The following is a 6,458-nucleotide window of genomic DNA, read 5'->3' as shown; positions in this document are numbered from 1 at the left end:
GCGTTAGCTTTGCGGTTTACGCGTGTCTCGCAGAGGTGATTGTTTGCCTTTTGTACGGCATTTATTCGTTGCTCCGGCATGTGTCTCATGTCAGGTTTGTCCCGTGATTCTGCACTCGTTCAGTTCCGTTGAGTGGGAAGCGTGGGGGCTGTCCGGCCGGCCGCTGATCCGTGATGACATGCCGGTCCTCATCGATGAGGATCTCTGCTTCGAGGATGCTGAGGGTCCGCGGCCGACGGTTGCGATGAACCAGTGGCTTCGGGAGCTGCCGGTCAGCGGGGCGCCCTCCCCGAAGACGTGGCGTACGTATGCTCAGGCGCTCAAGGTCTGGGCGGAATTCCTGGACGAGAGGGGTGTCCCGGTCTTCGCCGACCGGGACAGGCTTCGCTCAGTGCTGTCCATGTACTCCGAGCACAGGCTGTCGGGTCCGCTGGAGGCGCGGCTCAGCCCGTCGAGCTGGAATCTGGCGGTAAGGACGCTGTCGGCGTTCTACCGGTGGGCGGTGGAGAACGGACACACCGCAGCTGTCCCCTTCTCGTATGTTCATCAGTCAGTAACTCGCCCGGACGGGGCCCGGATCGAGGTGGAAAGGAATCTGGCGGCCGTTCGCACCGGCAACGCCCACGCGAGCCGGAAGTACCTGGAGAGGCCGTTCGCCATGCTGCTGATGCACGCCCTGGCCGGCAACGACCCGGCAGGAGAACGGGACGATGCCTTCCGGGGACGCGAGACAGGCCGCAATGCCGCCGTGATCGGCCTTGCACTTTCCAGCGGGCTGCGACTGCAGGAATTCAGGCATCTGACAGTCTATGAGGTGCCACCGTTACCGCGCTGCCGAACGGTGGTGCCGGTGCCGATGGTCCTTGCCCCTCCGACGACCAAGGGCGGTAGGGGCCGGTCAACTTGGATCGATTACGACGATTTGGCGCGGGTCCACGACTATATCGGCTGGGAACGAGCGGCAGCGACGGCCGGATCGCGCTGGCGGCCCCGCGATCCGCTGTTCGTCGAGGAACCGACGCACGACGGTGCCCTTATCAACGGAACCCGCCGCCGCTGGCATGCACTCACACCGGGCGAACGGCACCGTCTGGTGGCACCGTCCGGCGGCAGCGCACTGCTGGCAGTACAGACCAACGGGAGGCCCTTCGTGGACTGGGCGACCGTGCTGCGCCGGACAGCGGTACGGGTCCGGGACCGCTTCGAGCCTTCCTTTCCGCATGTCCATCCGCATGTCACCAGACACACCTTCGCGATGGCGACCATGGAGCGGCTGGTCCGGGGCTATTACCAGCAGGCCGCCCAGCTTGCGATCGATACCGACGGCGACGACGCCTTGGCCCTTTACCTGACCAAGGCCGATCCGCTGCTGATCCTGCGTGACCTGCTCGGCCATGCCAGCGCGGCCACGACCCAGGCATATCTGCATCTGCTCGACACCCAGCGGATCTACAAGGACGCGCATGAAACCGCAGGGGTGCTGATGGCGGGACCGGAAGTCGCCGCTGAGTTCGAAGGGGAGATCTGATGCCCGCCGAGATCCTGCAGCCCCTGGCCGTGCGGTTCACCCTCCCAGGCGGCGTCATCCACCTTGGAATCCTTCATGATCTCCCCGACCCGAGATTGGCTGCGGATCTGGCCGTCGGGGTAGCGGCGGCCACACACCCGCACGGACCGATCCGGACCCGCTCGGTGGCCCGGCAGTACATGACGACAATGCGCCGGATGGCCCGCGATCTTGTCGGCTTGGGTGTCACCGGGGGCCTGACAGATCTGTCCACGGCGGCCCTGGTCCGGTACTGGCTGACCTGTGATTACCACCGTGAACGGCGGATCCGGGCGGTGTTGAGAGCGTTTCAGGAATCCTCGGGAGGGTTGGATCCCGGGATCTGCGTCCACTTGGCAGGCCGTCGGATCAACCAAGCGACGAAGAGCCAGCCTAACGTTCCCTTCAGCGACGGCGAATGGCGACGGCTGGAAGCTGAATGCATCGAACGAATTGCAGAAGCCCACCGGGCACACCGGCAAGCCATGGCAGCGGCCGCGCGGGGAACCGACCCCTCAATAAGCGGGGTCACCGCAGACAACCTCGCGTGGCTCTGGCTTCACGCCGGTCCTATCGCCGCCAGGGCAACCGCCGACCGGCTCGATGCCGGGTACAGCACCATCGACCATGCGCAGATCGCACAACTGGAATCCGCGCTCTTCCCGGGCACGCATACGGCATTGGCCTACCTCACCCTCTTCGCGATGCGCACCGGGATCGTGCCCGACGGCATCGACGGCCTGAAACTCGAGAACATCACCCGGACGTCAAGGAGCACGGTCCTGCTCTCCTACCGCAAGGGACGCACCGGGAATGAGGCGCTCAATTTGCCCCTCGATGCCGTGCGACTGCTTGACCGCTGGCTGGAGCATTCGGCTCCTTTGCGCAAGCACTCCGGGGAACTATCCGGAAAACTGTGGCTCCACCTCGGTCCCGGGCGAGGCGGTTTGGGAATCCGTCCGCCCAAGGTCTTCGCCGCCCCACGCGCCCAGGCCCGGCGCCGAAAATGGATTGAAGCATCCGGCCTGCTTGCCGACGACGGAGAGCCGTTCCCGCTTCACGGCGGGCGGATCCGGGCCACCTACCACCAGCGGCGCGACCGCAGAATGTGGACGGGGCGCACGACGATCGACCCCAACCACAGTGCCAAGGTCGAGGGCGATCACTACCTCAGCTCCCACACTCCCGCCCAGCTGGACGCCTTGGACGGGATCATCGAACAGGCGCAGGGCGACATCCGCCGCAAAGCCGGCCGACCGGTCATCACCAACGGCCAGGACACTGCGACGTTCGCCGCGGCCTTCCCCGGGATGGTCGCAGACGCAGGCCTCACCACGGAGGGCATCCGAGCGCTCCTGTCCGGCGAGCAGGACGTGTTCGTCGCCGCCTGCGGGAGCCTCCTGGACAGCCCCCATGCACCTGCAGGCACCCCGTGTCCGGCACGCCCGTGGATCTGCCTGCTGTGTCCACTCGCTGCATTCGCGCCACGCCATCTGCCCAACCTGCTCCGTCTCAAGGAATACTTCTCCCGGCAGGCCGCACACATGACCACCACCCAGTTCCTGCAGGTCTTCGGTCCCTATTCGATCCGGCTCGATGAGGACATCCTGCCCCGCTTCGGCAACGCCGCCATCGACGCCGCCGCCCGGCATGCCGCCGACCCCATCCCGTTCTCGCCCCTGCACCCGGAGGAATCCCCATGACCACCAGTCCCGCTGCCATCCCGGGCACCGCACGGCGCCACCCGTTCCACACAATGCCGGTGATCGAGACCGCGGGCCTGCGGCGTGAGCCCGGAAGCCCCCGACCCGTCTTCGACCAGAACCTCTGGGACCTCACCGGCCTCTCCGACGCTCCGGTGGTCATGAGCACGCACCGCAAGATCCTGGATTTCACCGCGATCATCAACCCGCGATGGCAGCAGGTTGCCCGCGAGTACCTAATGGCCCGTCTGGCCCCACTACACCCCGGCGTAGCTACCCTCCCACGAGCATTCCGTGTCCCGCTGAACCCGCACTCGCTCCGCGACGAACTCAAGCGCCTGGCACTGTGGTTCAATCACCTCACCGCAGCCGGGGTCACGACGCTGGAACAGGTCCGCCAGCACCACTGCGACGAGTACCTTGCCGCGGTATCGCGGAGCATCACCGACCCTGACCGGCCGCTGTCACCTGCCACCACAGCAGCGATGGTGCGCACTCCGCAGTTCCTCACCCTCTATACGGAGATCCTTAGCGACAACTACCATCCCGGCTTCACCCCATGGTCCGGTCACAGCGCGGACGAAGTCGCAGGATATGTCCGCGGCGGCGAGAACCGCATACCGCCAGTCCCGGACACACTGCTGCGGCCCCTGCTGGCCAACTGCCTCTACCTGCTAGAGACCATCGCTCCGCCACTGGAGGAGGAAGCGGACAGGGCCCGCACGTCCGACCAGCGCGACGCCGCCTCGCGACGAGGCCTGCCCGTCAGGGAGATCAGCCACCTGCGCGAAGCCATCGAGCAGCACCGCAAGGCCGGAATCCCCGCCCCGCAGACACCCACGTCCACCGTCACGCGGCGCCTCACGCACGGATGGGACCCACAGGACCCGCTCCTGCACATGGGCTGGCACCCGTTCGTCGTCGAGAACGCAGGAGCCATGGGACACCGCAAGAACCTGGAATCCCTGCGCCCCGAACTGGAACAATGGGTCAGGCAATGCGGCCTGGAACATCCCTGGTGCCGCGATGCGGCTCCCGTTCCCCGGCACGGCGACGGAGAACCGGTGCCCTGGTCACCTCCGATGACCCGGCAGCAGCTCGACGCCACGATCTACGCCGTTACCTCAGCCGCCTACTTCCTCACCTCAGCGCTGTCCGGCATGCGCGCCTCGGAGCTGGCCGAACTGACCAATGGATGCCGACGCAAAGAAAAAAAGACAGGAGACGGAAACCGGTACCGCGTCCTCTCCAGGCGCCTCAAAGGCGAAGCCTTCGGGGGAAGAGAAGACTCGTGGGTTGTCATCGAAGACGTCCACCGGGCCATCGCCGCCGCCGAAGCACTCACCGGAGCCGCTCCGGGCGAGTCGTTGTTCACCAGGGCATCCAACAACAGCGGATCCCGCTACAAAGCCCTGCGTTCATGGGTGCACAGCGAGTACGGCCTGCGGCTCGGGCTCGAGCCGCTCCCAGACGGCCCCGTCAACCCAAGAGCACTGCGACGGACGCTTGCAATGGCGATCGCCCAGCGCCCGCACGGGCTGATGGCCGCGAAACTGCACCTCAAACACCTCAGCGTCGCCACAACCGAGGGCTACACGGCACGACCCGGCGGACACCAAGCGGCCTTCGCCGCAGAAGYCGCTGCAGAGGAAGAAGCCGAACACCTCCGACTGACCGTCGCGGCCTACGAGGACTACCGGCGCGGCGTCCTGCCCTCCGGCGCTGGCGCCCGGGACCTCATCACCACGTTCAAAACCGTCGACCAAACCCTTGAGGAGCACGAGACCGGCCCGGTCACCGTCATCGACGACCGCCGTGTCGAGCGGATCCTGAAAACCAAGGCAAAGACCCTGCACCTCGGTGTCGGCAACTACTGCTGGTTCTCCGACCCGCGCAAGGCACTATGCCTGACACTCGCCGGAACCCCCGACGCGGCGGAGCCCCTGCTCGGGATGTGCGACTCGGCCCGCTGCCCGCAGGCCACCCACCACCATAGGCACCGGAAGACCTGGGCCGACCACGCCAGCAATACCCGGACCGTCTTTCTGGGAAATCCGAGGCTCTCTCCGCCCGAGCGGGACCGCGCCCAAGCCGCCTACGACCGGTCCATGCGCATCGTCGCCGAGATCGACGAAGCCCGCGAGGAAAAAGAAGGCGCCCGCGATGAGTGAACAACCAACGGAAGCCAGAATCCGTGCAGCCATGCAGCTGCTCCTCACCGGCCCCATCCCCGACAATCTCAAGTGCGACATCAAAAGCCTCTGCGTCCTCGCCGGAGTGCCCCGGGCCACCTTCTACCGCACCTACCCCCACCTGAAGGCCGAGTTCGACCAGCAAAGGACCGCCGCCCAGCAGACCGGCCAACAACCGGATCCGCGGCTCGCACGGATCGAACGACTCAAAGCCGAACTGGCCACCCTGCGCGAGCGTCTCAACACCAGGAACGCCGAAATCGCCGACCTCACGCAGCTCCAAGCGAAAGCCTTGTCCCAAATCGCGGCCCAGCACAGCGAGATCACAACACTTCGCCAACGCCTCGAAGCCAGCCTCGCCACCGCCATGTCTCACCCACAGGTGAGCTCCGTCCCGACGGCGAGAAGCTCCCCAGCCCGAACTATGGGTACTTCAGAAACCGGAAAAGTTCATTCCTAAAGTCAAAGGCCGGCGCCCGCGGGAGTCACAGGGCTGTGAAGGGAAGAATGACACTGGCCAAGACAACGATCGACCCAACGACGAGAAAGATTGCCGTTACGGTCCTGATCGGACCCTTGATCTCATTGCCGTCTTTGTCTAAAAGCCTGAACCATCTGCCGGGAGGAATCGACGTCGGTTTACGACGCTTGGCCAATACAAAGAGGAGCAGGCCGCCAATTACGACGAGGAACAAAGGTATGAACCTGGCTATCCACCGAAGCGTTTCTTGTGCCATTCGTCCGAGTCCTTTGCACGGTCACCGACTACCAAGAGGACGCGCCAGAATACAGCGCGATCTTCCGTTCTCACATAGGACGCTGTTTACCCATGGCTGTCAATACTCGGTAGCCCTAGTTCCGGTCTCCCCAGGGACAGGACGCGGCGTGAAGCGCCAACATCTGACTCAGTACTGCCGTGAGACACGAAGTCGTGCTGCGCCCAGCGTTTGATACCGACTTACCGCCGGCATCGAGTGACACGAGTTCGGGTGGACACGTCTCATGCTCAACTATCTG

At 65.1% G+C, this 6,458-nt stretch carries 5 protein-coding genes; 4 read left to right on the top strand and 1 reads right to left on the bottom strand.

Features of this window, described 5'->3' with window-relative positions; translation table 11 throughout:
* Positions 1-103 precede the first annotated feature (103 nt).
* The 4 genes from E1809_RS26010 to E1809_RS25995 are packed head-to-tail and all read left to right on the top strand — an operon-like array spanning position 104 to position 5,901.
* The gene (locus E1809_RS26010) at positions 104-1,528 is read left to right on the top strand and encodes a tyrosine-type recombinase/integrase (RefSeq protein WP_205754349.1); all 1,425 of its coding nucleotides are present in this window, start codon (positions 104-106) and stop codon (positions 1,526-1,528) included.
* Positions 1,528-3,249, top strand: a complete 1,722-nt coding sequence (locus tag E1809_RS26005) for a hypothetical protein (RefSeq protein ID WP_133207108.1) — start codon at positions 1,528-1,530, stop codon at positions 3,247-3,249. The genes E1809_RS26010 and E1809_RS26005 overlap by 1 nt, the downstream gene beginning before the upstream one ends.
* Positions 3,246-5,420, top strand: coding sequence for a site-specific integrase (locus E1809_RS26000; protein ID WP_133207107.1), 2,175 nt, complete (start codon positions 3,246-3,248; stop codon positions 5,418-5,420). The genes E1809_RS26005 and E1809_RS26000 overlap by 4 nt, the downstream gene beginning before the upstream one ends.
* On the top strand, positions 5,413-5,901 hold the full coding sequence (locus E1809_RS25995) for a hypothetical protein (RefSeq protein WP_205754348.1): 489 nt from the start codon (positions 5,413-5,415) through the stop codon (positions 5,899-5,901). Before E1809_RS26000 ends, E1809_RS25995 begins: the two co-directional genes overlap by 8 nt.
* A 25-nt stretch (positions 5,902-5,926) precedes the next feature.
* On the opposite strand, the gene E1809_RS25990 is transcribed toward E1809_RS25995, so the two are convergent.
* Positions 5,927-6,178 carry a hypothetical protein gene (locus E1809_RS25990; protein WP_133207106.1) on the bottom strand — a complete coding sequence of 84 codons (252 nt, stop codon included), beginning with the start codon at positions 6,176-6,178 and terminating at the stop codon, positions 5,927-5,929.
* Positions 6,179-6,458: the final 280 nt, after the last annotated feature.

Origin of the sequence: Arthrobacter terricola, from assembly GCF_004354015.1 — a bacterium.
Taxonomy (GTDB): Bacteria; Actinomycetota; Actinomycetes; order Actinomycetales; family Micrococcaceae; genus Arthrobacter; species Arthrobacter terricola.
The sequence above is the reverse complement of the archived record's forward strand: the minus strand, read 5'-3'. Positions and strand labels throughout refer to the sequence as shown.

What these genes read in the sequence shown, in the direction of transcription:
- E1809_RS25990 (WP_133207106.1), bottom strand. Translation starts at nt 6,178, where the DNA reads ATGGCACAAGAAACGCTTCGGTGGATAGCCAGGTTCATACCTTTGTTC.
- E1809_RS26005 (WP_133207108.1), top strand. Translation starts at nt 1,528, where the DNA reads ATGCCCGCCGAGATCCTGCAGCCCCTGGCCGTGCGGTTCACCCTCCCA.
- E1809_RS25995 (WP_205754348.1), top strand. Translation starts at nt 5,413, where the DNA reads ATGAGTGAACAACCAACGGAAGCCAGAATCCGTGCAGCCATGCAGCTG.